The sequence below is a fragment of the Qipengyuania aestuarii genome, assembly GCF_019711535.1.
Lineage (GTDB): Bacteria > Pseudomonadota > Alphaproteobacteria > Sphingomonadales > Sphingomonadaceae > Qipengyuania > Qipengyuania aestuarii.
This window is the reverse complement of record NZ_JAIGNP010000001.1, coordinates 362,526-387,755: the sequence shown is the minus strand read 5'-3', so window position 1 is coordinate 387,755 and position 25,230 is coordinate 362,526. Positions and strand designations below refer to the sequence as shown.

Here is a 25,230-nt window from a genome sequence, read left to right as displayed (position 1 = left end):
CGCAATGACGTGGAGTTTGAGTAACTGAGCGTATGAGGGGCAGATCGCTCGCAGAGGCAGAAAAATGACGCGCGAAACCGCCTACGCCAAGATCAACCTCGCTCTCCATCTGCGGCGACGTCGTGACGATGGCTATCACGAACTCGAAACGCTGTTCGCCTTTGTCGATGCGGGCGATATCCTCACTGCGAAACCGGCGGCGGAGGACCGGCTGACGACGCTGGGCGAGTTCGGCGAAGCGCTGACCGATCCGTGTGGCAATATCGTGATGCAGGCGCTGAGCGCGCTGCCGCGGCCGGAGGGGCTCGACATCACTCTGGAAAAGAATCTGCCCGTCGCAGCGGGGCTGGGCGGGGGATCGGCCGATGCGGGGGCGATCTTCCGCATCGTGCGCGAGCTTCATGGCCTGCCGGATGACTGGCGCGAGCGTGCCGCGAGGCTGGGGGCGGATGTTCCCGCCTGCGTCGAGAGCCGCACCTGTATTGGCCGGGGCACGGGGACCGAGCTTGAACCCGCCGAACACAGCCTTGCCGGAACGCCGGTGCTGCTGGTCAATCCGCGCATACCGCTGGCAACCGGTCCGGTGTTCAAGGCGTGGGACGGCAAGGACTTGGGCGCCATGCCCGAAGGTGACAGCCGCCTCATCGCGCTTGAGGGTCGCAACGACATGGAAGCGCCCGCCATCTCGCTGGTGCCCGAAATCGCGCAAGTGCTGGCCGCCATGCGCGGAACTTCGCCGTTTCTCGCCCGTATGTCCGGTTCCGGCGCGACCTGTTTCGCGCTTTACGACAGCAATTCCACGCGCGACGAAGCCGCCGCGCGTATCGCCGCCGATCATTCCGGCTGGTGGCACATAAAGGGTAATCTTCGATGATGATCGACAATCTGCCGTATCGCCAAGTCGGTACGGAGGGCGCGCGTACCGGTGGTCTTCTCTGCGTGGTCGATCACGCGTCCAATTATGTGCCCGACGGCATCGAACTGGGCATCGACCCGAAGCTGCTGAACGATCACATCGCCATCGACATCGGGGTGGAGGGGATCGCCGACCGGCTGGCCCGGCAGCATGACATTCCCGCCCATATCGCCTGCGTCAGCCGGCTGGTGTGTGATTTCCATCGCAAGGAAGACGATGCAGCGGTCGTCCCCACCGAAAGCGACGGGCACCTGATCCCGGGCAATATCGGTGCCGATGTGGAGGCGCGGCTGAACCTGTTCCACCGCCCCTATCATTACGAGCTGGGACAGCTGATCGAGCGGTTGCAGCCGCGCATGATCATCGCGCTGCACAGCTTCACGCCCAGCCTGGCGACGAGCGGGGAGCAGCGCCCCTGGGAAGTGGGCCTGCTCTACAATCAGGACGATCGCGCCGCGCGCCACGCCATCCGCCTGTTCGGCGAGCAGGGGCTGACGGTGGGCGATAACGAGCCTTATTCCGGCAAGCAGCTCAATGCCACGATGGACCGTCACGCGGAGACCAGGGGCATTCCCTATTGCACGGTCGAGATCCGGCAGGACCAGATCAATACCAAGGCCGGACAATCGCGCTGGGCGGTCATGCTGGCCGATGTGCTGGGGCGCGTGGCACTCGAAGTTTGAGCGCCCCCAAGCAAAAGCTGTTTCGCATGGGCGGTTTGCTGGCCTAGGCTCCGCGCTCCTTTCAGACGACCGATCCGAAGAGAGCAGCCATGCCGCAATACCGTTCCCGCACCACCACCCACGGCCGCAACATGGCGGGCGCGCGCGGGCTCTGGCGCGCCACGGGCATGAAGGACGAGGATTTCGGCAAGCCGATCATCGCCGTGGTGAACAGCTTCACCCAGTTCGTGCCGGGGCATGTCCATCTCAAGGATCTGGGCCAGCTGGTCGCCCGCGAGATCGAGGCGGCGGGGGGCGTGGCCAAGGAATTCAACACCATCGCGGTGGATGACGGCATCGCCATGGGCCATGACGGCATGCTCTATTCGCTCCCCAGCCGCGATCTCATCGCCGACAGCGTCGAATATATGGTCAATGCGCACTGCGCCGATGCGATGGTGTGCATTTCCAATTGCGACAAGATCACGCCGGGCATGCTGATGGCGAGCATGCGGATCAACATCCCCACTGTCTTCGTGTCCGGCGGCCCCATGGAAGCTGGCAAGGTGGTGATGAAGGGCAAGGAAGTGGCGCTCGACCTCGTCGATGCGATGGTCGCCGCTGCGGACGAAAGCTATTCCGACGAGGAAGTGACCGCGATCGAGCAGAACGCCTGCCCCACCTGCGGCAGCTGTTCGGGCATGTTTACCGCCAACTCGATGAACTGCCTGACCGAAGCGCTGGGCCTGTCGCTGCCGGGCAATGGCTCGACGCTGGCGACCCATGCCGACCGCAAGGGCCTGTTCGAGCGGGCAGGGCGGCTCGCCGTGACGCTGGCGCGCCGTTATTACGAGGAAGAGGAAGAGGGCGTGCTGCCGCGCTCCATCGCGACATTCGAGGCTTTCGAGAACGCTATGAGCCTCGACATTGCCATGGGCGGATCGACCAATACGGTCCTCCACCTGCTCGCCGCCGCGCATGAGGCCGGGGTGGATTTCACCATGGCGGATATCGACCGGCTCAGCCGCAAGGTGCCGTGCCTGTCCAAGGTCGCTCCGGCGAAGAACGACGTGCACATGGAAGACGTGCACCGGGCGGGCGGGATCATGTCGATCCTGGGCGAACTGGAAAAGGCGGGGCTGCTCCATACCGCGCTGCCCACCGTGCACAGCCCGACCATGGGCGATGCGCTGGACGATTGGGACATCGGCCGCACGCAGAACAACAAGGTGCGCGAATTCTATGCTGCGGCGCCGGGCGGCGTGCCGACGCAGACCGCGTTCAGCCAGTCTGCGCGCTGGGAAAGCCTCGACATCGACCGCGAGAACGGCGTCATCCGCAGCGCGGACTACGCCTTCAGCAAGGATGGCGGGCTGGCCGTGCTGTACGGCAATATCGCGCGCGACGGCTGCATCGTGAAGACGGCGGGCGTGGACGAGAGCATTCTCGATTTCTCCGGCCCGGCCAAGGTCTATGAAAGCCAGGACGATGCGGTGACCGCGATCCTAACCGGCCAGGTCGTCGAAGGCGATGTGGTGGTGATCCGCTACGAAGGGCCGCGCGGCGGGCCGGGGATGCAGGAAATGCTTTATCCCACCAGCTATCTCAAGTCGAAGGGGCTGGGCGCGGCCTGCGCGCTGCTGACCGACGGGCGTTTCTCGGGCGGCACCTCCGGCCTGTCGATCGGCCATGTTTCGCCCGAAGCGGCAGAAGGCGGCGAAATCGGCTTGGTCGAGAATGGCGACAGGATCGAAATTTCGATCCCGAACCGCACGATCAATCTGGCCGTCAGCGACGAGGAACTGGCCCGGCGCCGAGCCGAGATGGAGGAGAAGGGCGATGCTGCCTGGGCTCCGGCGGCAGAGCGGCCGCGCAAGGTCAGCCCGGCACTGGAAGCCTATGCCGCGATGACGACTTCGGCGGCCAAGGGTGCAATCCGCGACGTTTCGCAGCTCAAACGCCGCTAGGCCTTGCCCAACGCCCCGCGGCGTGGCAGCCGCGCGGCATGCCTAGCGAAGCAATACTCACCGTCGACCAGATGCGCGCTGCCGAACAGGCGGCCATGGACAGCGGGACCAGCGAATGGGACCTCATGAAGCGCGCCGGGAAGGGCGCGGGGCAGTGGGTCGCCCGCATGGCGGCAGGCCGCGCGGTTTGCGTGCTCTGCGGCCCCGGCAACAATGGCGGCGATGGCTATGTGATCGCCGAATTCCTGCGCGCGCAAGGCAATGAGGTTAAGGTCATCGCGCCCAAGCCACCGGGCAGTGAGACCGCCCGCTCCGCGCGCGACCATTTTTGTGGCACGGTGCTGGAAGAAGGCGAACTCGATGCGCCGGTGATCGTCGATTGCCTGTTTGGCTACGGGCTTTCGCGCGAGGTGAAATGGGCCTTCGCCGTGCTGCTCAAGGAACTGGAGAGCGCGGACGCATTCAAGATCGCTGTCGACGTGCCCAGCAGCATCGCCAGCGACAGCGGAGAGGCGATGGGGCCGGTGGTTCACTACGATCTGACGCTCGCGCTCGGGGCGTGGAAACACGCGCATGTCACCATGCCCGCCATGGCCCGGATGGGCATGAAGAGGCTGGTGGATATCGGTCTTTCTCCGGCCCGCGACGCCCCGAGCCTGTCGCAGGCGCCGCGCCTGTCGGCCCCGGCGGCCGATGCCCATAAATACCGGCGCGGGCTGCTCGCGGTGGTGGCGGGCGAAATGCCGGGCGCGCCGATCCTCGCGGGACAGGCGGCGATGCGCTGCGGGGCGGGTTATGTGAAGCTCTTCAGCGATCATTCGCACCCTGATGCGCCGGTCGATCTGGTGATCGAGGACGGGCCGCTGGACGAAGGCTTGGCCGATGACCGCATCGCTGCCGTGCTGATCGGCCCCGGCCTCGGGCGCAGCGAGGCTTCGCGCCAGCGGCTCGAACAGGCGCTCGCGTGCTGCCACCGCGCCATTCTCGATGCCGATGCGCTGCATCTGCTGGACCCGGCGCTGCTGGAGCGTACCGATGCGCGCAAGATCGTCGTCACGCCGCATGAGGGCGAACTGGCGGCGCTGTGCAAGGCGTTCGGCATTGCCGGCAACACCAAGCTGGAGCGGGCGAGGGGGCTGCACGAAGCGACTGGCATGACCGTGCTCGCCAAGGGACCGGACACCGTGCTGGTCGGCGCGGAAGGCGCGAAGTTCTTCCCTCGCGGAACGAGCTGGCTCTCGGTCGCGGGATCGGGCGATGTGCTGGCGGGCATGGCGGCCTCGCGCCTTGCCGTTGATGGTGACGGCTTCTCGGCGTGCGAGGAGGCGGTCTGGTTGCACCACGAGGCCGCGCGGCTGAGCAAGCCAGCCTTCACCGCGAGCGAGCTTGCCGATAACGCAGCCGCAGCTCTGGAGGCATTCCTGTGAGCGAGACGGAAACCGTTCTGCGCATCGCTGCGAAAGGTGATGGCGTCACCGAAAGCGGGCGGCATATCGCCGGGGCCGTCACCGGCGACCGGATCGATGCCAGCGGCGTGATCGAGCCGGGACCGCATCATCAGGCACCGCCCTGCCGCCATTTCGGCACTTGCGGCGGCTGCCAGCTGCAGCATGCCGATGACGAGGCGCTGCGCCAGTTCGTGACCGAGCGGGTCGCCTTTGCCGCGCAGTCGCAGGAGATCGCGGTGGGGGAATTGCTGCCGACACATCTTTCGCCGCCTCAATCGCGCCGCCGCGCCAGCCTTCATGCGCTGTCCACAGCCAAGGGCGCGGTGCTGGGCTTTCGCGAAGGCCGCAGCAATCGCATCGTCGACATGCGCGAATGCCATATCCTCGAGCCGCGCCTGTTCGCGCTGGTCGCACCTCTGCGCAAGCTCATCGCCGCCCATGCGGGAAAAGGCCCGGTCGATATCTCGCTGACCATCGCCGATCGCGGGGTCGACTGCCTGCTCAAGGGCTTCGTGACCGAGGGCCTTGCCGCGACCGAAGCGCTGCTCGATTTCGCGCGGGAACATGGGCTGGCACGGCTTGCCGTCGATCAGGGTTATGGCGTCGAGACGGTGTGGGAGCCTGAACCAGCCACGATCACTCTGGGTAACGTCCCGGTCGGTCTACCGGCCAATGCCTTCCTCCAACCCACGGTTGAGGGCGAGCAGGTGCTGGTGGAAGACGCAAAGACCTTTCTGGACGGCGCAGCCACGATCGCCGATCTGTTCGCGGGGCTGGGCACATTTGCCTTCTCGCTGGCAGGCCCGGCCAAGGCGCTGGCCGCCGAAGCAGCGCGCGATGCCCATCTGGCGTGCCAGAGCGCGGCGAATGCGCGCGGCATTCCCGTCCACTCGCTGCACCGCGACCTGTTCCGCAACCCGCTGACCGCCGATGAAATCTCACGCTTCGGCGGCATTCTGCTTGACCCGCCGCGCGCCGGTGCGCGCGAACAGATCGCGCAGATCGCGCAGAGCAGCGCGACCCGTGTCGCTTATATCAGCTGCAACCCGTCAAGCTGGGCGCGCGACGCAAAGACTTTGGTGGATGCGGGCTTCAGGCTGGAAAAGCTGCGCCCGGTGGGCCAGTTCCGCTGGTCGACCCATGTCGAGCTGACCAGCTATTTTACCCGCTGAGGCCTAGATCTCGACGGCCTTGGCTTCTGCAAAAGCCAGCAATCCGCCGTAGGTTTCCAGCATTTCGCCATCGACATCCTCGTCCTCGATCACGAAGCCGAGGCGGTCTTCCATTTCGGTGAAGAGCGTGGCGACGGCCATCGAATCCAGTTCGGGCAAATGGCCGAACAGGCCGGTGTCCGCATCGAGTTCGGCAACGCGCGCCGCGTCGAGCGCAAGCACATCGACCAGGATGGCACGCAACTGTGTATCGATTGCGTTCCGGCTCGGACCGGTCGGATCGGCGGTGGCAGTCTGAGAGGTCATATGTCTGGCGGGTTTCCCAAGCTCCAAGGCGGGCATGCCCTTAGCTGCGCGCGGGTAGCGGTGCAAGGTGGCGCAGTCCGGCCACTTGCACTCGGTGATCGTTGGAGAGATAGCGGGCGCGCAATGTCCGATATTCCAGATCACGATCAATTGCCGCTGCCGCTGGATCACCTGGCAGAGCGCGGCCCGCGCGATGCGCCTGCGCTGGTGCTGAAGGATCGCACGCTCAGCCATGCCGATCTGGCGCAGCGCGTGGCGCTGCTCGCCGGATGGCTTGGTGCACAGTTGGACAAGGGCGACCGGGTGGCAAGCTGGGCGGCGAAGGGCGAGCTGACCTCTCTGCTGCCGCTGGCTTCGGCGCGGGCGGGGATGGTCCATGTGCCGATCAATCCGCTGCTCAAGCGCGCGCAGGTGGCGCATATCCTTGGCGATAGCGGGGCGCGGCTGTTGATCGGCACCAGGGCTCGGCTCGGCACGCTGGAAGCTTCGGACAGTCCTCCCGGTTGTGCCATTGTCGACGAGGATGGGGCGTGGTCGGCGGCGGAGCAGACCAGTCACGCACTGCCTGCGTCCGCTCACGATCCGGAGGAGCTAGCCGCCATTCTTTATACCAGCGGATCGACCGGCAAGCCCAAGGGCGTCATGCTGAGCCATGCGAATATGTGGCTGGGCGCCGTGTCGGTGGCGCATTATCTCGGATTGGCACATGACGACGTGACGCTGGCTGTGTTGCCGCTGAGCTTCGATTACGGGCAGAGCCAGCTGCTTTCCACCTGGTATGCCGGTGGCTGCGCCGTGCCGCTCGATTATCTCTTCCCGCGCGATGTCCCGAAGGCCTGCGCCCGGCACGCCATCACCACACTGGCGGCAGTGCCCCCGCTATGGGTGCAGCTGATCGAGGCGGAGTGGCCGGAAGACGCGGTCACGTCGCTGCGGCGCGTGACGAATAGCGGCGGGGCGCTAACCCCGGAAATGATCTCAGCTTTGCGTTCTATCCTGCCGGAAACGCAGATATTTCCTATGTATGGCCTGACCGAAGCGTTTCGCTCGACCTATCTCGATCCGGCGCTGGTGGCCGACCACCCAACCTCTATGGGGCGGGCCATTCCTCTTGCCGAAATCCTGGTCGTGGATCAGGCCGGCGAGGTTTGCGGCGCGGGTCAGGAAGGCGAACTGGTCCACTGCGGCCCGTTGGTGGCGCAAGGCTACTGGCAGGATGCCGAACGCACCGAAGAGCGCTTCAGGTCTGCGCCTGCGGCATCGCATTATGGCGGTACTGCCGTGTGGTCCGGCGACCGGGTGATGCGCGACGAGGACGGCCTGCTCTATTTCGTCGGGCGGCGCGATGCGATGATCAAGAGTTCGGGCAACCGGATCAGCCCGCAGGAAATCGAGAGTGCGGCGCTGGCCACCGGGCTGGTGGCCGAAGCGGTCGCTCTGGGAATTGCCGATGAGCGTCTGGGTCAGGCGGTCCATCTGGTTGTGCGCGCGGCGGCAGGTACGCCCGATGCCGGGGAGTTGCTGCCCAAAACGCTTGCACGGGAGCTGCCCAATTTCATGCAGCCGCACACCATCCACTGGCGCAAGGAACTGCCGTTGAACCCCAATGGAAAGATCGACCGGACTACTCTCGCGCAGGAGATCGGTGCATGAAGGCGCTCGGCCCCATTCCCGAAGGCTTCGAAGCCTTGGACGGTGAGCTCGCCATATCGGGCCGCAAGGTGAGCGATCTGGTGGCCGAAGCGGGCCGGACCCCGCTGTTCGTCTATTCGCGGCCCATGATCGAGCAGCGCGTCGCCCTGCTGCGCGCGGCCATGCCCGAGCGGCTGAAGATCAATTATGCGATCAAGGCGAACAGCTTCGCGCCGCTGCTGGCGCATGTGGCCGGGCTGGTCGACGGGCTCGATATAGCATCGGGCGGCGAACTCGCGATGGTGCAGGCGCTCGGCATCGACGGCGCAAGGGTGAGTTTCGCCGGGCCGGGCAAGCGCGACGAGGAATTACGTGCGGCGATCGCGGCGGGGGTGACGCTCAATCTGGAGAGCGAGAACGAGGCGCGGCGCGCCCTGACGATCGCCGGTGAGCTGGGCAGGACGCCCCGGCTTGCCATACGCGTCAATCCGGATTTCGAACTCAAGGGCTCGGGCATGAAGATGGGCGGCGGGGCCAAACCCTTCGGCGTCGATGCCGAGCGGGTCCCGGCGCTGGCGCGCGAGATCATTGCGGCGGACTGCGATTGGCGCGGACTGCACATCTTCACCGGCAGCCAGGCGCTCGATGCCGAGGCCATCATCGAGACGCAGGCGAATGTGCTGGACCTGGCCGACCGTCTGGCGAGCGAGGCGGGCACCGATCTACCCAAGCTTAACATGGGGGGCGGTTTCGGCATCCCTTATTTCCACGGCGATACGCCGCTGGACGTCCACCGCGTTGGTCGGGAACTTGAGAAAAGATTTGAAAGCCTTCCACAAACTCTTGTGAATGCGGAAATCTTCATCGAGCTCGGTCGCTATATCGTGGGCGAGGCCGGCGTCTATCTGACGCGGATCCTCGACCGCAAGGACAGCCATGGCGAAACGTATCTCGTGACCGATGGCGGTCTGCATCACCAGCTTGCCGCCTCGGGCAATTTCGGCACGGTGGTCCGCCGCAACTATCCGCTCGCCATCGCGAGCCGTTTCGACGCACCTGCGGAGGAAGAGGCCAATGTCGTGGGCTGCCTGTGCACTCCGCTCGACCGTCTGGCGGACAAGGCCCATCTGCCGCGCGCCGAGGTGGACGATCTGGTCGCCGTATTCTGCGCCGGTGCCTATGGAGCGAGCGCTTCGCCGGCAGCCTTTCTCGGACAGGGACAAGCCGAAGAAATTATCGTGTGAGTCTTCTATCAACCTTTTAGGGATAATTCGCCGCTAGGACAGCGCGCACCCAGAGGATTTTGCAGAGCAGACATGTACGAGGATTTCTACGGCTTCAGCGAGCGCCCTTTCCAGCTCACGCCCGACCCGTCGTTCTATTTCGAGAGCGCGACGCACAAGAAGGCGCTGAGCTATCTCGGTTACGGCCTGAACCAGGGTGAAGGCTTCATCGTGATCACCGGCGAGGTGGGGGCGGGAAAGTCGACGCTTGTCGGCCATCTGCGCAACCGGCTCGACTGGCACAGCGTGACCGTGGGCGAGGTCGTGACCAGCGCTCTGGGCAGCGACGAGATGATCGGCATGGCCGCGCACAGTTTCGGCCTCCAAGTCGATACTTGCGACAAAGCCAGTGCGCTCGCCGAGATCGAGAACTTCCTGCAGGACGAGGCCCGCGCAGGCCGCAAGGTGCTGCTGGTGGTGGACGAGGCGCAGAATTTGACGGTGGGCGCGCTCGAAGAGTTGCGCATGCTGTCCAATTTTCATCTCGGCGCGCAGCCGCTGCTGCAGATGCTGCTGCTCGGCCAGCCCGAATTCCGCCAGCTGCTGACCGAATGGGACCAGCTCGAACAATTGCGCCAGCGCGTGATCGCGACCCACCATCTCGAAGCGATGCAACCCGAAGAGATCGAGCCTTACGTCATGCACCGGCTCGAACATGTGGGATACAAGCTGTGTCCGCGCTTCCAGGGCGATGTCTGGCGGCTGATCCATCGCGAAAGCCGGGGCATTCCCCGTCTCGTCAACCGGATCATGTCGCGCGTGTTGATGAAGGGTGCGATGGAGCAGCGCGAGGTCATCGCTGAAGACACGTTGCGTGCGGTGCTCGACGAGATCAACGGACGCGTGGCGGAAACGCCGCCTGCTGGCGGTATCCATCTCGTTTCCGAAGATTCGCAGCCCTACCGGCGCGATGAGCACCAAAGCGCGGCCGTGTCCGAGTCAGAGTCCGAGCCCGAGCACGAATCAAGACCGCAGCATGAGCCGAACCAGTCCGAACCAGCAGAAGGAAACGCCCTGCTCGATGCGCAGATCGAGGCGATCGAGCAGGCTTTCTACGAACGTGACAGCCAGATTTCGGCCCTGCGCGAGGAACTGGGGCAGATTGCCCATGGCATGCCCGCCAAAGCTGCGGATTCGGATACGGTGCAGAGGCTGGCAGCGCTTGAGGCGCGGCTCGACGATCAGGAGCGGACCCTCCGGCAGGTCCTGACCATGATGATCAACTATTTCGAGACCAATGCGACCCGTGACCGCGACGCCGCCTAGGCGGAAACACCGTGGCCGCGGGCCATGTAGTCTTCACTCTGCATTTCCTCCAAACGACTGACAGTGCGCTCGAATTCGAACGCGCCATCGCCGGAGGTGTAGAGATCTTCCGGTTCGGCAGCCGCAGTGACGAACAGCTTCACGCTGTTTTCGTAGAGCGCGTCGACCAGCTTGGTGAAGCGGATCGCCTCGTTGCGGCTTTCGGGTGACAGGCGCGGTATGCCGACCACGATAACCGTATGAAAAGCGTGAGCCAGAGCGAGGTAATCTGCCGCTCCACGATTTTCGCCGCATAGCCGCTTGAAACTGAATACGCCGACGCCCTTGAGGCTTTTGGGCACGTGAAGGCTGCGCCCGCCGCCCAGGTCGATTTCGCCGCTGGGCACGTGGTCGGCATCTTCCGGCGCGTAATCGGTGAGGCGGAAAAAGGCCTCGCGGACCTGCGCGGTGGCTTCGTCGCCGAGCGGGGTATGCCAGCTGTCGATATCGCCCAACCGGTCGCGGCGATAGTCGGTCGGCCCGTTGAGCGGCACAACATCGAGTTCCGCCTGCACCAGATCGATGAAGGGCAGAAAGAGCGAGCGGTTCAGCCCGTCCTTGTAAAGATCGGCAGGGGGGCGGTTGCTGGTGGTCACCACCGTCACGCCCTGATCGCAGATGAGCGCGGTGAACAGCCGCGCCATGATCGCCGCATCGGCAGTGTTGTTCACCACCATTTCGTCGAAGGCGAGGCAGCGCACATCGGCGGCAAGGCGCGCAGCGACCGGGGCGATGGGATCGCCCGCTTCCTTCTTGCGCTCCTCGCGGATCAGGCGATCCACTTCGAGCATGAATTCGTGGAAATGGGTGCGCCGCTTTTCAGCAATGCCGAGCGTCTCGACGAACAGATCCATCAGCATGGATTTGCCGCGGCCCACGCCGCCCCACATGTAAACGCCCTGGGGCCGGGTCTTTTTCGGCCGGAACAGCTGGCTGAGAAGACCGCCCGAGCTTTCTGCCTCGAGGTCCTTTTGCAGCCGGTCCAGCCGCTCGGCCGCGCGCCGCTGGTCCGGATCGGAACGGAGCTCTCCGGCAGCGACCAGTTTTTCATAACGCGCCAGCATACCGGTCATTCGGCACGCCTTTTCTTCACGATGCCGGAAAAGGACGCGACGACATTGTCCTCCTGTTCGACCATGCCGCGGACGAAAACGAGGCTCCCAGTTTCCCGGACGATCTCGGTCACTGCATCCAGGGGGCGATCGGGCATTCCTGCGCCGGTGAACTGGGTTGAAAGTTCCAGCGTGACCGACGGGCCGGCGTTGCCGCTGCCCAGAGTGTGCATCGTGGTAAACAGCGATATGTCGATCAGCGACAGGGTGACCGCGCCGTGGATGATTCCTTGAAGGTTCTCGTGGCGCCGCTCGGGAAACATCCGCAGGCGCGAATGGCGGCCATCCTCGTCAACGCGGGTGATGAGCTTGCCCATTACCGCGCCGTTGAACAGCGTCGGGTCCTTCAGGTTCCAGTGGCGCCAGCCGGGATTGTCCGGATCTGGACCGTGTTCGAAAACGTCGCCAAGCAGCACGTCAGATCGCGCGTTCGGCCATCATCTTCTTGGTTTCGGCAATCGCCTTCGCCGGGCTGAGACCCTTGGGGCAGACATTGGCGCAGTTCATGATAGTGTGGCAGCGATAGAGGCGGAAGGGATCTTCCAGCTGATCGAGCCGCTCACCGGTCATTTCATCACGGCTGTCCGCCAGCCAGCGATAGGCCTGCAACAGGATGGCCGGGCCAAGGAACTTGTCGCTGTTCCACCAATAGCTGGGGCAGGCCGTCGAGCAGCAGGCGCACAGGATGCATTCGTACAGGCCGTCCAACTTTTCGCGCTGTTCGGGCGACTGCAGACGTTCCTTGCCGCTGGGCGTGGTCGAGACGGTCTGCAACCAGGGGCGGATGCTGGCATATTGCGCGTAGAAATGGGTGAAATCGGGAACGAGATCCTTCACCACTTCCATATGCGGAAGCGGGGTGATGCGGATTTCACCCTTGAGATCTTCGATCGCGGTGGTGCAGGCGAGGCCATTCTTGCCGTTCATGTTCATCGAACACGAACCGCAGATGCCTTCGCGGCAGGACCGGCGGAAGGTCAGCGTGGGGTCGATCTCGTTCTTGATCTTGAACAGAGCGTCAAGCACCATCGGGCCGCAGGCATCGAGATCGATCTCGAACGTGTCGTAACGCGGGTTTTCTCCCAGATCCGGATCGTAGCGATAGATCTTGAATTTCTTCACGCGGCCCGCATTCTCCGCCTTGTGGGTGCGGGTCTTGCCGGTGATCTTGGAGTTCTTCGGAAGAGTGAAGGTCGCCATGGGGTATTTTCGATCCTGTCTGCGGTTGCGCCCTCTCTAGCCGTTGCGGCGCGCTGTGCAAGGGGGAGGCCGTCGCGAAATATGCATCGCTTGATGCATGGCGGTGAAACTGCCACTCCGCGCGGCCATGAAAGTGGCGATTTACGATCTCGACAAGACGCTGGTGCGAAAGGCTACGTTTACGCCCTTTCTGGCCTTCGCAGCGCGCCGACTGGCGCCCTGGCGGCTGCTGTTCCTGCCCTTATGGATCGGCTTGATGATAGGCTATCGCGCCGGATTCTATGATCGCACCACCCTCAAGACCTTGGGCATGAAACTGATGCTCGGGCGGCAGGAGTTATTCCAGCTGGAGAAAGTAGGCCATGCCTTTGCCACTCGGCATATCTCCAAGGCAGGCTGGATCCCGGAAGTGAGCGCGCTGGTGGAAGATGACCGCCGCCAGGGCGCGCGCCTGGTAATCGCCACCGCCGCTTTTGAATTTTACGCCCGCGCTTTTGCGCGCATGCTCGATATCGACATCGTGATTGCCACGCGGTGGGATGGCCGCCAGATCCCCGGTGGCAATTGCTACGGCGAGGAAAAACGGCGCCGGGTGCTGGAGGCCCTCGGAGATGCAAGACCCGATACCAGCCTGCGTTTCGTGAGCGACAGTTTCGCCGATGCGCCCTTGCTGAACGAGGCGCAGGAGGCGATTTTCATAACGTCCAGTGCGCGCAAGGCGAATCGCGCGGCATCGCGAGGCTGGGCGGTTATCGCGCCGCAGGGCTAGATTTCGGGATCGGCGTGGATGTCGATCGAATGGGCCCGGCGAAGCGCGACGAAGGCCATCGCTCCCATCACCAGATAGCCCACCGTTGCCCCGACGACGAGCGACCACGCAATGCCTTGTTCGGCATAGGTGTTGACCACGAGTGCAATGCAGATTGCCGCCGTCGCGACCGTGATGGCACGGGCGATCAGCGATAGCCGCGCCCGCCCGGTCGAATGGAGGACCGGCTCGAAAGCCACGCCTGCAAGCTCGATGCTCGACACGATGACGAGCGGTAGCAGGATCGTATATCCATTGCGGAATTCCTCGCCGCCGAGAAGTGCAAGAATCTGTCCGCCGATGGTCGCTGCGGCCACCACGACGATCGCGCCGCCAATCGCCGCGAGCTTGGTCGTTTGCGCCGCGAGCCTGCGAAACTCGTCGGCCGCCGAAGCCACGCTTGCGCGGGCAATCTGGGCGTAGGCTGCGCGGCTCAGTAGAGCGGAGAGTTTGGATAAGCCCTGAGCAAGCTGGTGGGCGAGGCGGTAGAGGCCTGCTGCACTCGTGCCGACGAAATAGCCTACGGCCAGAAGCGGACCGTGCTTGAATATCGCATCGAGCGTGGCCCCTAGGTAAGTTATTCCAAAGAAGTGGACGAGGCCGGGATTTTCATGCCGGGCCCTGAATGCCGTCGGCAGATATTTCAGCCGGATCGCTTGGGGGCTGAGCCTGCGAGCCACGATCCAGTAGACCGCGGCTTCGATCAGATCGATGACGGCCCAGGCCACCAGAAAGAGAGCCAGGCTGGGTCCGGCAAAGGCGATCACACCCGCTGCAATCAGGCGCAGCGCAGGCACCAGCGCCTCGACATAAACGGCCACATCGAAGCGATCGAGCGCGCGGACTATGCCGGTAGGCGTGGAAACGAGCGCCCAGAGTGCCGCGACATTGAACCAGAACGCGGTATCTATCAGCCGCGGATTGAGGCTGAGCTCCGCAGCGAAATGGTAAAAGGCAACATACGCGACGAGACACCCGGCCAGGGCCCCGAAGACGTCGAAGACGAAGCTCATCATGCTGAGCCGCCCGAACGCGCCCCAGTTTTCCGTGTGAATATGCTTCACGCCGAAGCGCACCACCGTACGCCAGGTCTGAAACCCGGCGAGGGCGATCAGGGCCTGGGACGTGCCGAATATCAGCGCGAAATGTCCGAAATCCTTCAGACCCAGCGAACGCGTGAGGATTGCCAGATACGCCAGTGAGCAGACGGCCCCGAAGCCTTTGCCGCCAATGAGCCAGGCTACATTCGTCAGCATCCGCGCCATGAGCGAACGCGGCTGATCGTGGGTAACTACGGAGTCGTCCATCTGGCGCGCGCTTTGGACGAGCGTTGGCGCCTGCGCAAGCTTGCCTGGCCCCGGCAGCGACCAGCACGGCGTTGCAGTAGGCAGTTTGTGCGATTAAGGCGCCCCGCATGATAGAACATGCCATCCTCCTGAGCGCAGGGCAGGGCTCGCGCCTGCTGCCGCTGACTGCCGAACGTCCCAAATGCCTGATCGATTTTTCGGGTAAATCCCTCATTGAATGGCAGGTCGAAATGCTGGCCCGTGCGGGGGTGAAGCGGATCGACGTCGTCACCGGTTTCATGACCGATCAGGTCGAAGAGCATGTCGCCCGAATCGACGATCCTAGGGTGGAAATCACTTGCCATTTCAACCCCTTCTTCAAGGTTGCCGACAATCTCGGCTCGTGCTGGATCGTGCGCGAGCGGATGAAAGGCGACTTCCTCATCCTCAATGGCGATACACTGGTTTCGGAAGACATCGTGCGGCGGGTGCAGGAAGGCAGCGACTGGCCGATCGCGGTCACGGTGGATGTGAAGCCCGCTTACGATAGTGACGACATGAAGGTGAGCCGGGGCCAGAATGGCCGGCTTGCGCGCATCGGCAAGACGCTGACGGCTGAAGTCAGCAATGCGGAATCCATCGGTTTCCTCGCCTTTCGCGGCGAAGGGGTGGAGCTGTTCCGCGAAACCGTACGCCAGACGATGCGGACGCCCGACGGCGTCAATCACTGGTATCTCAAAGTGATCGACATGATCGCGGACAGCGGCAAGGTCGGCACCAAATCCATCGAAGGCATGGACTGGGCCGAAGTCGATTTCTCGAACGATATCGAGACCGCGACCGAACTGACCGATCGCTGGGCCAAGGAAGGCTGATCAGCTGAAGAGTGGGGTGAGTTCTGCCTTGAGCAGGTCCACTTCATCCGCGCCTAGCGAATGTGCACTGCCGAGGTCGGGCAGCTTGGGCCAGCCTGCGTCTTCGAACGCTACGCTGTTGAATTCACGGTGCCCCTCATAGCGCGGGATGACGTGGAAATGGACCTGCGGATCGACCATCATCAACATGAGATAGTTGATCTTCGCATAATCGACGAACGACTTGAGCGCGGTCTCTATCAGCCGTGTTGCCTGCGTGAGTTCCGCATGCGCTTCCGGGGGAAGGCCGGAAAAATCGGTGGCGTCCGATTTCGCGGCAAGCACCAGGCTGCCCAGCGTGGGCTGGGAAGGGCGCAGCAGGATGACCCAGTGGTCCAGTTCGCGCAGCAAGGTGGCCGGATAGCCGAATTTTTCGATCGTCTCGTTCATGCTTCATCTCCTGCAAGCCAGCTGGTCAACTGATCGCCCTTGCGCGCCCGTGCGATCTCCGCCTGAACCAGCTGGACTGTATGGACGGCAAGCGAAATGACCGTCCACCACGCGACGGCAATGATGCCGAGGTCGGGCCGGGCAAACAGCAGCGATACGAACAGAATGACCATATTCGGATTTCGCCGCGCGGTGATGAGCCTGAACCAGCTGTCGAACGGTCGCCAGACATGGATATGCATCATGCCGTTGCGGCGCATGAAGACGCCCTCGATCAGGCGTTGCAAGACATAGCCGCCCTGAATTGCTCCCTGCACCCACCAGAAGGTGGTGCTATCCAGCGCGAGGCCCCAATAGACGAGGCCGGTTGCCCAGAACCACCACCAGAAAGGTGGGTGGACCAGATCGATGCCGTGGTCGAAGATATTGCCCCACCAGCTGGAGGTGATCGTGCAGCGCGCAAGCTTTCCGTCCACGGTGTCGAGCACCATGAAAACCAGCCCCATCGCGATCCCGGCCCAATAATGACCGAAAGCGAACGCCACTGTCGCAGCGACGCACAGGATCGCGCCGATTGCGGTCACCATATTCGGTGTCATGCCGATCCTGGCCGCGATACGGGTCAGGAATAGCGCCCATTCCGGCCAGAGGTACTTGGTCAAAACATCCGTTACGCCTTTGTAGGCGCCGAAATAGCTCGCGCGTTCGATGCTTTTGAGCGTCTGCGGCTGCAGTTCGGCGAGGAAAGGCGTCTCCCGTTTTCGCAGCTGCTTGTTCTCGATCGTCGGGCCATCTTCGTAGCGATAGACAGTCAGGTCCAGGCCTTCCGGCACTGCCGAACCGGACCGCATTGCTTGGCGCAGCGCTTCGGCTGAAGGCTGGTCCACGGCGTGCGCGAGCGCCGGCGTCCCGTCGATGGTAAGGACGAGACCGGGATTGGCGGCCAAGTGACGGACCCAGGCCGGATCGGCCACATAAGCCGCATTGACTAGCAGGACTGCATCCCCGGCCGAACCGTCGTAGCCATTTGCTGCGCCGATCCTGCGATGCCGTTCCTCCATCGACAGGCCCCATAATATCGTTGGGTTGGTGCCGATGGTTTCGATGGCGGGCATGCGCTGCGTTTTGCTCATGGCGGGCCGAATAAGCCGGGAATGGCGGATCGGCAATGGCCGCTGAGCGAAGTCTGCCGAATGCAAAGGGTTTGTATTGTGTGCGGCGCTCAGAGGACGCTACAGCCGCTTCATGATCGAGAATTACCCAGATGCCGCATCCGCCCGCAATTGGCATGTAGAACCGGGCAGGACAGAGTGACTGCCGCGCTCGTACTCGCCGGAACCAGACCCGGCGGCGATCCCTTTGCCGAAGCGCTGGGCGTTCCGCACAAGGCACTTATCGAACTTGACGGAAGGCCGCTTCTTGCGCGCGTGGTGGGCGCTTTGCGCGAGGCAGGTATCGAGCGCGTCGGCGTCAGTTGCGACGACGGGCCCGTGGCAAACCTTGCTTCCGCCCTGGGCGCGGAAGTCCTGTTAGCTGGACGAGGCCCGAGCGCGAGTGTGGGGCTGGCGCTGCAGGCACTGGGTACGCCTCTCGTTGTCACCACGAGCGATCACGCTCTGCTGGAACCTCAATGGGTGCGCGAGTTGATCGGGAAGACGGGGCCGGATGCAGACGTTTCTGTCATGCTTGCGCGCCGTGATGTGGTCGAACAGGCGATGCCTGAAACAAGACGGACCTACCTGCGCTTTGCCGACGGTCAGTGGTCCGGATGCAACCTCTTCTACCTGCAGACGCCCGCTGCGGTGAAAGCCATAGATACTTGGGCGATGGTGGAGGTCGATCGCAAGCGGCCGTGGAAAATCGCAGCACGGCTTGGGCCGGGCACGCTGATTTCCATGCTGCTGGGACGTCTGACGCTTCAGGAAGGGCTGGATAGGCTCGGGAAGAGGATCGGCATATCCGCGCAGCTAATCGCGGCGAGCGACGGCTTGGCCGCAGTAGATGTCGACAAGCATGCCGATCTGGATGCGGTGCAGGAGTTGCTTGCCAGTCGGTGTTGAGAAAATGTCGGAGCGCGGCGGGTTACGACGTGCCCCGATAATTTCGAAAACTGCCGTAGCTGCCCGCACTCTCGATCAGTCCTCTCCGCCGGGCCAGAATATTCGCACCGGCGGAGAGGGTAATAGCCTTATTCGCCGAAAGTGCGCTGCCACCAGCCACGTTTGGGCTTGGCATCCGCCTTGGGCTTCTCAGCTTCAGGTGCTTTGGACTTATCGTTTTCGGCTTCGGCTGTCTGAGCAGTGTGTTCCGGTCCGGCCACGACGGCCATGTCTTCCTTGACCTGCTCCGCCACTTCCGGCGCGGCCTTCTTCCGGCGCGTACGCTTCGGCTTTTCAGCGGGGGCTTCGGCCTGAGTTTCGCCTGATGCTGCCTCGTCAGAAGGTGCCGTATTAGTATCGGCCTTCTTGCGCCGCGTCCGCTTGGGCTTTGGTGCCTCTTCACCTTCGCTGGCAGCCTCGGTGGTCTCGGTATCGGCTTTCTTGCGGCGGGTCCGCTTGGGCTTCGGCTTCTCTTCAGTTTCTTCTGCAGCGGCCTCAGCCGATGCTTCGGTCTCCGCAGCCTCATCCGTTTTCTTGCGTCGACGCGGAGCCCGCTTCTTGGGCTTTTCGTCGGCTGCTTCCTCGGCTGTTTCCGGCGCGTTGTCAGGCCCGGCCACCACGGTCATGTCCTCGACGATATGCTCGGAGACCTGCTCCAGCTTCTCGGCATCCTCGGACGTCACTTCATCGCCATTCGGCTTTCCGCGACCACGACCGCCCCGACGGCGGCCACCGCGGCGCCGGCGCTTCTTCGGCCGATCTTCCCCGTTGTCCTCGTCAGTTTCGTCTTGGCCGCTGTCATCGGAATCGTCTTCCGAATCATCCTGGTCGTCGTTCTGATCCCGGTTCTTGTTCCGGCCGCGGCCGCCACGCCGGCGCCGCCGTTTCTTGTTCGAACGACCATCGTCGTCACGGTCGGAATCATCGTCCGAGGTGTCGACATCGTCATCCTCGTCCTCATCGTCGTCTTCGACCAGCGCTTCGAACTTCGGTGCATCCTTGGGCTTGGGGCCGTGGCTGGACGCAGCCATCTTCGCGCCTTCGTCTTCGCCTTCGGGAAGAACTTCGACGATCACGCCGTAACGCTGCTCGATTTCCACGAGTTCGTTGCGCTTTTCATTGAGCAGATAGACGGCGGCCTCGGTGCTGGCCGCGAGACGGATCTTCGTGCCTTTGCCCTTGGCCGCTTCTTCTTCGATGAGGCGGAGCGCCGACAGGCCTGCCGAGCTGGCCGTCCGGACCAGGCCGGTCCCGTCGCAATGCGGGCACTCGCGGGTCGTCGCTTCGAGAACGCCGGTGCGCAGACGCTGGCGGCTCATCTCCATTAGGCCGAAGCTCGAAATGCGGCCCACTTGGATGCGAGCGCGATCGTTCTTGAGCGCATCCTTCATCGCGCGCTCGACCTTGCGCGTGTTCGAGTGATGCTCCTGGTCGATGAAGTCGATCACGACGAGGCCGGCCATGTCCCGCAGGCGCAGCTGACGGGCAATTTCCTTGGCCGCTTCCAGATTGGTGTGGAGCGCGGTCTGTTCGATATTGTGCTCCTTGGTGGAGCGCCCCGAGTTGATGTCGATCGACACCAGTGCCTCGGTCGGATTGATCACCAGGTAACCGCCCGATTTGAGCTGCACGACCGGATCGTACATCGCCTTGAGCTGGTCTTCTGCGCCATAACGCTGGAAGAGCGGCACGGGGTCGGCGTATTGCTTCACCCGCCGCGCGTGGCTTGGCATGAGCATTTTCATGAAAGCCTTGGCCGATTTGTAGCCTTCGTCGCCCTCGACAACGACTTCCTCGATCTCGCGGTTGTAGATGTCGCGGATGGCGCGCTTGATGAGGTCGCTATCCGAGTGGATCAGCGCCGGTGCGGCCGAGGCCAACGTCTTCTCGCGAATTTCGTCCCACAGACGGGCGAGATAGTCGAAATCGCGCTTGATTTCGGTCTTGGTGCGCGAAAGGCCCGCGGTGCGAACGATCAAGCCCATGCTCTTGGGCAGGCTGAGATCGTTGACTACCTGCTTCAGGCGCTTGCGATCGCTGGCGGAATTGATCTTGCGGCTGATGCCGCCGCCATGGCTGCTGTTCGGCATGAGCACCGTGTAACGGCCGGCGAGGCTGAGATAGGTGGTAAGTGCCGCGCCTTTGTTGCCGCGCTCTTCCTTGACGACCTGAACCAGAAGCACCTGACGGCGCTGAATGACATCCTGGATCTTGTATTTGCGGCGCAGGGCCATGCGGCGGGCGCGCGCATCGTCCACTTCCTTGGCGCGGCTGCGACCACCGCCTTTGCCCTGGCGACGGCCGCGACCACGACGACCGCGACCTTTCGGCTTGTCCTCGCCATCGTCATCTTCGTCGCTGTCGTCGTCATCGACATGGCCTTCCTCGATGGTGGCGACATCGTCCTTGTCCGACGTGTCGACTTCTTCGAGGCCATCTTCGGCGAGATCCTCGGCAAGGGCTTCCGAGCTTTCGTCGTCGGCGTCATATTCGTCGCCGGGCATTTCGCCGCGCTCTTCCTCTTCGGCGCGCAGACGTTGCTCTTCCTCGGCGACTTCCGCTTCCGCGGCGAGCAAGGCTTCACGGTCTTCCTTGGGAATCTGGTAATAGTCGGGGTGGATTTCGCTGAATGCGAGGAAACCGTGGCGGTTTCCGCCGAAGTCCACGAAGGCTGCCTGAAGCGAGGGTTCGACCCGCGTGACCTTGGCTAGATAGATATTTCCCTTGATCTGCCGCTTGTCGGCAGATTCGAAATCGAATTCCTCAATCCGGTTTCCCTTGAGGACTGCCACCCGGGTTTCTTCCTGGTGGCGCGCGTCGATGAGCATGCGCGTTGGCATTGATTAGTCTCCATGCGCGAGTGCGCGGGCGATGCCCGCTGCAGCTTTCGCGCGTCAGTGTTGGAAATCCGCTGTCCCATGATGGATCTGCGGGATTTGTGAACCGGCTCGCTCTCTCTGCAGAGGTCCGGGATTTCGTGTCTGCGAGGACTTCCTTCCGCAACTCTTGCGCGGTCCGTCCCGCCATGGCTGCGAAGTGCTGGCGCACCTGCATCACATGCGTCGGGAGGGAAAGGGAATTGTCCAGCATCAACCTGTTCATTCTTTGCCGCCACCGGAATGGTGGAAGCGTGAGCCGGATCAAGTGACCCTCTTCGTCGCGAATGAAGCGCGCCGATCGGAGGCACTTTGGGTTCGGCTTCCCAATTCGCTAGCACCGTGGGTATCCAACGGCAACTATATTGCACTGTCATGCGCTTAGCCCCTAACCACTGCCGGTCATGACACGGCGCCTCAAGCTTCTGTCGATTTTCCTGGTTCCGGCGGTATTGATCGCCGGCCTGGTGCTGCTTGAGAACGGCAATGGCCTTGCAGGGAAGGGCGCAGGGTTCATCATGCGGGCCGATTTGCCCGGCTACGAAGATGGGGCGGCGCTGCCGGATGTTTCGGGAGCCGCCGATCTGCCGCTGGTCGTAATCGATCCTGGCCACGGCGGTGTCGACCCGGGGGCGACATCGGGGGGCTATGTCGAAAAAAAGCTCGTGCTGGCGCTTGCCAGGGCTTTGCGTGACGAGCTTGAGGGTCAGAACATCGCGCGAGTGGCGCTGACCCGCGACGATGACAAATATTTGCTTCATAACGAGCGCTACCGGATCGCGCAGCGCCTTGGCGCCGACCTTTTTCTTTCAATCCATGCCGACAGCGCAGGCGACAGCGCGGATGTAACCGGCGCGAGCATCTATACGCTTTCCAACGAGGCATCGAGCCGGGCGGCCGCTCTGTATGCCGCTCGGGAGAACGCGTCGGACACCATCGGCGGGGTCGATCTTTCCAAGGAGAGCGACAGCGTGACCAACATCCTGGTGGAACTTTCCCAGCGCCGTACACAGGAGCGGTCGGATCAGTTTGCGCGCCTCATCGAGCAGGAAGGGGAGGGGGTGATCCAGTTCCATCCCCAGGCGCGGCGTTCGGCATGGCTGGCGGTCCTGCGCGCGCCCGATATTCCTTCCGTTCTTTTCGAAAGCGGCTTCATCTCTAATTCGCAGGATGCCGAAAGGCTTGCTTCGCCCGAAGGACAAAGGCGCTTCGCCCAGACGATGGCGCGCGCCATCAGGATATTCTTCGTCCGCCAGTCGGAAAGCTGAGAACGGATGATTCTTGTTCTGGCAATGTCCAGATTACAAGTGCTAGAGGCGTCGTCCATATATGGTTGCCATTCCCGATCTTGCATATGTCCGCCAGCGCCTGACCGGCGATCCCGTGCGCCTGTTCACCTGGATGAAGGAAAATTGGCAGGACAGCCGCCGGCTGCGCGTGTTGACGTACCTCATCGGTATCGGGCTTATTCTGCTGGTATTGGCCTGGGCATCGCTGGCACGAAATCTGCCCGAAGCGGATTCCCTGCTCGAATACGAAACGCCGTTGCCCACGGTCGTTCGCGGCGTGGACGGGGAAATCGTCCATTCCTATGCGCGTGAACGACGCGTGCAGCTTCAATACGTGGATTTCCCTCAGCCGCTGGTGGAGGCTTTTCTGTCGGCGGAGGACAAGACTTTTTTCAGCCACAGCGGTGTCGATTTTACCGGCACGCTTAATGCGGTGTTCGATTACGCCACCAAATATGGCTCGGGAGAGCGGGCTGTAGGCGGATCCACCATTACTCAGCAGGTAGCGAAGAACCTGTTGCTGGGTGACGAATATTCGGTAACCCGCAAGCTCAAGGAGATGATCCTTGCGCAGCGCATCGAGCAAGTCCTGACGAAGCAGGAAATTCTCGAGCTTTATCTCAACGAAATTCCGCTGGGACGTCGCAGCTTCGGCGTACAGGCAGCGGCACGCGCCTATTTCGATAAGGACGTCGGTGATCTCGACCTGCACGAGACGGCGTTCCTCGCGATCCTGCCCAAGGCGCCCGAGCGATACGGCCGCGCGCGGTACGAGGATCTGGCAGTATCGCGCCGCAATTTCGTTCTCGACCAGATGGTGGCCAACGATTTCGTCAGCGCGGGTGAAGCTGCTGCAGCGAAGAGCGAGCCGCTCGGACTGGTGCAGCAGCGCTCGGAACGGTCTGCGGATGCGGGCTATTTCCTCGAGGAAGTACGCCGGCAGCTGATCGACAAGTTTGGCGAAACTGCCGAGGATGGCGGCAACAGCGTTTACGCTGGCGGTCTATGGGTGCGCACATCGCTCGACACCGAGTTGCAGGATGCCGCCCGTGATGCGCTGCGCGCGCAACTGCTCAGCTATCACGGCAATCGCGGCTACACCGGGCCGATCGCAACGCTGAATCCGGAAAACGGCGATTTGCACGGCCAGCTTGCCTCCTCGAATATCTCGATCAATTACAAGGACTGGCAAATCGGCGTAATCACCACGGGTGGGTCCGGCGCCAAAGTCGGCATGACCGATGGGCAGGACTACGATCTATCAGGCGCCCCGTCGTCGGTGAAAGTTGGCGATGTCGTGGCGGTCGAAAAATCGGGCTCGGGATATGCCATTCGCGGCGTGCCTGAAGTGTCCGGCGCCTTCCTTGCTGAATCGCCCAAAACGGGCCGCATCCTGGCGATGCAGGGCGGCTTCGACAGCCGCCTTGGCAGCTTTAACCGCGCTACGCAGGCGCTGCGGCAACCTGGTTCGACCATCAAGCCCTTCGTCTACGCCTCTGCGCTCGATCACGGCATGACGCCAGCTACCATGGTGCCCGATCAGACTTTCTGCGTTTGGCAGGGTGCGAACCTCGGCGAAAAGTGCTTCCGCAACTTTGGCGGCGGCGGCGGGGGTGAGCACACCATGCGCTGGGGTCTGGAGCAGAGCCGCAACCTGATGACGATCCATATCGCCGACGATACCGGCATGCAGAATGTGACCAAGACGATCAAACGTCTCGGTATTGGCGATTATGAACCATATTATTCTTTCGCGCTGGGCGCAGGGGACACGACGGTTGCCAATATGGTCAACGGCTATGCGGCGCTTGCGAACTGGGGCCGGCAGCATGAAGGTTCGGTGATTGATTATGTCCAGGATCGCCGGGGCAAGGTGATCTTCCGCAGCGACAATCGCGAATGCAGCAGCTGCAATATGGACGAATGGGACGGCCAGCCCATGCCGCGCTTCGAGCCGGGCGGCAGGCAGGTGCTAGATCCGCGGACAGCGTTCCAGGTAGTCCATATGCTGCAGGGCGTAGTCACGCGCGGTACTGCCGTGCGGCTGCGCAGCCTGGAGCTTCCTCTGTTTGGCAAAACCGGCACGACAAATGGTCCGACGAATGCATGGTTCGTGGGCGGCACACCGGACATCATCGCAGGCATGTATGTCGGCTTCGACCAGCCGCGCAATCTCGGGGGATGGGTGCAGGGGGGCAATACCGCCGCGCCGATCATGAAGCGGTTCATCGAAAGCACCCGCGAACGCTGGACTTCTGACGATTTTATCGCGCCCCCCGGCATCCGAATGGTCAAGATCGACCGCCGGACCGGCAAGCGCGTATTCGAAGGAACGCCGTCAAACGATCCGAAGGCTGCGGTTATCTGGGAGGCATTCAAGCCCGATACCGAACCGGCCCGGTCGACCCGCTCCGATGAATTGGCTGCGCGTCGCAGCGAGATTCTTGATCTGATACGCCGTGCGAGAGAGGGTGTTCGAGCCCCACGCCGGGCAGCGCGTGAGGAAGTTCAGGAAGATTTCGTCGAAGACCAGGGCGGCATCTACTAGACTTAGCCGGCGCGGCT

General features: G+C 62.9%; 21 protein-coding genes. 13 read left to right on the top strand and 8 right to left on the bottom strand.

The genetic code is table 11. The features are described from left to right. Positions 1 to 64 precede the first annotated feature (64 nt). The 5 genes from K3175_RS01915 to K3175_RS01895 all read left to right on the top strand — a co-directional run bounded on the left by K3175_RS01915 (position 65) and on the right by K3175_RS01895 (position 6,165). Positions 65 to 874 (top strand): 4-(cytidine 5'-diphospho)-2-C-methyl-D-erythritol kinase, encoded by an 810-nt coding sequence (locus tag K3175_RS01915; RefSeq protein ID WP_221541683.1) that lies wholly within the window; start codon positions 65 to 67, stop codon positions 872 to 874. Then, the gene (locus K3175_RS01910; protein ID WP_221542317.1) at positions 874 to 1,599 is read left to right on the top strand and encodes an N-formylglutamate amidohydrolase; all 726 of its coding nucleotides are present in this window, start codon (positions 874 to 876) and stop codon (positions 1,597 to 1,599) included. The genes K3175_RS01915 and K3175_RS01910 overlap by 1 nt, the downstream gene beginning before the upstream one ends. An 89-nt stretch (positions 1,600 to 1,688) precedes the next feature. Next, entirely contained in the window at positions 1,689 to 3,545 is a 1,857-nt protein-coding gene (gene ilvD, locus K3175_RS01905; RefSeq protein ID WP_221541682.1) for a dihydroxy-acid dehydratase, read from the top strand. Between the two features lie 38 nt (positions 3,546 to 3,583). After that, the gene (locus tag K3175_RS01900; protein ID WP_221541681.1) at positions 3,584 to 4,972 is read left to right on the top strand and encodes an NAD(P)H-hydrate dehydratase; all 1,389 of its coding nucleotides are present in this window, start codon (positions 3,584 to 3,586) and stop codon (positions 4,970 to 4,972) included. Further along, a complete protein-coding gene (locus K3175_RS01895) occupies positions 4,969 to 6,165 on the top strand; it encodes a class I SAM-dependent RNA methyltransferase (protein ID WP_221541680.1) in 1,197 nt (398 codons plus the stop codon). The genes K3175_RS01900 and K3175_RS01895 overlap by 4 nt, the downstream gene beginning before the upstream one ends. 3 nt (positions 6,166 to 6,168) lie before the next feature. On the opposite strand, the gene K3175_RS01890 is transcribed toward K3175_RS01895, so the two are convergent. Further along, the gene (locus K3175_RS01890; RefSeq protein WP_221541679.1) at positions 6,169 to 6,471 is read right to left on the bottom strand and encodes an acyl carrier protein; all 303 of its coding nucleotides are present in this window, start codon (positions 6,469 to 6,471) and stop codon (positions 6,169 to 6,171) included. Positions 6,472 to 6,594: 123 nt separating this feature from the next. On the opposite strand from K3175_RS01890, the gene K3175_RS01885 reads away from it, so the two are divergent. From K3175_RS01885 to K3175_RS01875, 3 genes are all read left to right on the top strand, one after another. Further along, complete coding sequence (locus K3175_RS01885) at positions 6,595 to 8,124, top strand: acyl-CoA ligase (AMP-forming), exosortase A system-associated (RefSeq protein ID WP_221541678.1); 1,530 nt, start codon at positions 6,595 to 6,597, stop codon at positions 8,122 to 8,124. Then, positions 8,121 to 9,347 carry a pyridoxal-dependent decarboxylase, exosortase A system-associated gene (locus K3175_RS01880; RefSeq protein ID WP_221541677.1) on the top strand — a complete coding sequence of 409 codons (1,227 nt, stop codon included), beginning with the start codon at positions 8,121 to 8,123 and terminating at the stop codon, positions 9,345 to 9,347. Before K3175_RS01885 ends, K3175_RS01880 begins: the two co-directional genes overlap by 4 nt. A gap of 72 nt (positions 9,348 to 9,419) precedes the next feature. Continuing rightward, positions 9,420 to 10,652 carry an ExeA family protein gene (locus K3175_RS01875; RefSeq protein WP_221541676.1) on the top strand — a complete coding sequence of 411 codons (1,233 nt, stop codon included), beginning with the start codon at positions 9,420 to 9,422 and terminating at the stop codon, positions 10,650 to 10,652. Here K3175_RS01875 and zapE read toward each other — a convergent pair. The 3 genes from zapE to K3175_RS01860 are packed head-to-tail and all read right to left on the bottom strand — an operon-like array spanning position 10,649 to position 13,003. Next, the gene (gene zapE / locus K3175_RS01870) at positions 10,649 to 11,764 is read right to left on the bottom strand and encodes a cell division protein ZapE (RefSeq protein WP_221541675.1); all 1,116 of its coding nucleotides are present in this window, start codon (positions 11,762 to 11,764) and stop codon (positions 10,649 to 10,651) included. The genes K3175_RS01875 and zapE overlap by 4 nt on opposite strands. Beyond that, positions 11,761 to 12,219 (bottom strand): PaaI family thioesterase, encoded by a 459-nt coding sequence (locus tag K3175_RS01865; protein ID WP_221541674.1) that lies wholly within the window; start codon positions 12,217 to 12,219, stop codon positions 11,761 to 11,763. Before K3175_RS01865 ends, zapE begins: the two co-directional genes overlap by 4 nt. A 1-nt stretch (position 12,220) precedes the next feature. Then, entirely contained in the window at positions 12,221 to 13,003 is a 783-nt protein-coding gene (locus K3175_RS01860; protein WP_221541673.1) for a succinate dehydrogenase iron-sulfur subunit, read from the bottom strand. 103 nt (positions 13,004 to 13,106) lie between these two features. Here K3175_RS01860 and K3175_RS01855 point away from each other — a divergent pair, with 103 nt between their 5' ends. Continuing rightward, entirely contained in the window at positions 13,107 to 13,772 is a 666-nt protein-coding gene (locus K3175_RS01855; protein ID WP_221541672.1) for an HAD family hydrolase, read from the top strand. On the opposite strand, the gene K3175_RS01850 is transcribed toward K3175_RS01855, so the two are convergent. Beyond that, positions 13,769 to 15,118, bottom strand: a complete 1,350-nt coding sequence (locus K3175_RS01850) for a lipopolysaccharide biosynthesis protein (RefSeq protein WP_221541671.1) — start codon at positions 15,116 to 15,118, stop codon at positions 13,769 to 13,771. The two genes, K3175_RS01855 and K3175_RS01850, sit on opposite strands and share 4 nt — an antisense overlap. Before the next feature lie 107 nt (positions 15,119 to 15,225). Between K3175_RS01850 and K3175_RS01845 the strand changes: the two genes are divergently transcribed. Then, positions 15,226 to 15,972, top strand: a complete 747-nt coding sequence (locus K3175_RS01845; RefSeq protein WP_221541670.1) for a phosphocholine cytidylyltransferase family protein — start codon at positions 15,226 to 15,228, stop codon at positions 15,970 to 15,972. Here the strand turns inward: K3175_RS01845 and K3175_RS01840 are convergent, their stop codons facing one another. Together K3175_RS01840 and K3175_RS01835 are read right to left on the bottom strand one after the other, a co-directional pair. Next, positions 15,973 to 16,401, bottom strand: coding sequence for an HIT family protein (locus tag K3175_RS01840; protein WP_221541669.1), 429 nt, complete (start codon positions 16,399 to 16,401; stop codon positions 15,973 to 15,975). It abuts the gene before it with no gap. Then, positions 16,398 to 17,534: a CDP-alcohol phosphatidyltransferase family protein gene (locus K3175_RS01835; protein WP_221541668.1), complete on the bottom strand. Its 1,137-nt coding sequence runs from the start codon at positions 17,532 to 17,534 to the stop codon at positions 16,398 to 16,400. Before K3175_RS01835 ends, K3175_RS01840 begins: the two co-directional genes overlap by 4 nt. A 177-nt stretch (positions 17,535 to 17,711) precedes the next feature. Here K3175_RS01835 and K3175_RS01830 point away from each other — a divergent pair, with 177 nt between their 5' ends. Continuing rightward, positions 17,712 to 18,461, top strand: a complete 750-nt coding sequence (locus K3175_RS01830) for a nucleotidyltransferase family protein (protein WP_345719294.1) — start codon at positions 17,712 to 17,714, stop codon at positions 18,459 to 18,461. A gap of 128 nt (positions 18,462 to 18,589) precedes the next feature. Here the strand turns inward: K3175_RS01830 and K3175_RS01825 are convergent, their stop codons facing one another. Next, positions 18,590 to 21,340 carry an Rne/Rng family ribonuclease gene (locus K3175_RS01825; RefSeq protein ID WP_221541666.1) on the bottom strand — a complete coding sequence of 917 codons (2,751 nt, stop codon included), beginning with the start codon at positions 21,338 to 21,340 and terminating at the stop codon, positions 18,590 to 18,592. A gap of 440 nt (positions 21,341 to 21,780) precedes the next feature. On the opposite strand from K3175_RS01825, the gene K3175_RS01820 reads away from it, so the two are divergent. Both K3175_RS01820 and K3175_RS01815 read left to right on the top strand, forming a co-directional pair. Then, positions 21,781 to 22,644: an N-acetylmuramoyl-L-alanine amidase family protein gene (locus tag K3175_RS01820; RefSeq protein ID WP_221541665.1), complete on the top strand. Its 864-nt coding sequence runs from the start codon at positions 21,781 to 21,783 to the stop codon at positions 22,642 to 22,644. A 133-nt stretch (positions 22,645 to 22,777) separates the two neighbouring features. Beyond that, the gene (locus K3175_RS01815) at positions 22,778 to 25,213 is read left to right on the top strand and encodes a penicillin-binding protein 1A (RefSeq protein WP_221542316.1); all 2,436 of its coding nucleotides are present in this window, start codon (positions 22,778 to 22,780) and stop codon (positions 25,211 to 25,213) included. Positions 25,214 to 25,230 lie beyond the last annotated feature (17 nt).